At 73.3% G+C, this 689-nt stretch carries 1 protein-coding gene; it reads left to right on the forward strand.

The window, feature by feature from the left end:
- Positions 1-625, forward strand: a 625-nt coding sequence (locus ACYVE9_RS29635; RefSeq protein WP_461030953.1) for a sugar transferase, incomplete at its 5' end; no start/stop codon positions are given.
- Between the last annotated feature and the right edge of the window lie 64 nt (positions 626-689).

The raw sequence follows: 689 nt of genomic DNA on the forward strand, positions 1-689 counted from the left end.
GTGGGGCCACACCTGCCGCCGCGTGGAACCGCCGCGGCGGCAGCACGCCGCCGACGCGGCGAAACGGGCACTCGACCTCACCTGTGCCGCCGCCGCTCTGCTGCTGCTCGCCCCGCTGCTGCTGCTGTGCGCCGCCGCCGTCCGGTTCGCCGACGGGCCCGGCGTGATCTTCCGGCAGGAACGCATCGGCCGGGACGGGCGCCCCTTCACGCTCCTGAAGTTCCGCACCCTGCGTCCCGCCGACGCCTACGAGTCGGCGACGCTGTGGAGCGTCGCCCAGGACAACCGCATGAGCAGGGTCGGCCGACTGCTGCGCCGCTCCTCGCTCGACGAACTGCCGCAGCTGTGGAACGTGCTCCGCGGCGACATGAGCCTCGTCGGCCCCCGACCCGAACGCCCCTATTTCGTCAGCCAGTTCAGCCAGACCCACGCCGGCTACGCCGAACGGCACCGGATGCCCGTGGGCATCACGGGGCTGGCCCAGGTCCACGGACTGCGCGGTGACACCTCCATCGAGGAGCGCGCCCGCTTCGACAACCACTACATCGACACCTGGACCCTCTGGCAGGACGTGCGCATCATGCTGCGCACCGCCACGTCCCTGTTCCGGCTCGGCGGGAGCTGACCTGTGACCACCGTGACCCGCGCGGGCCCGGCCCCGCGCCCGGTCCAGCCCGCCGCCGTCCCCG

It is taken from the genome of Streptomyces sparsus (genome assembly GCF_054776295.1).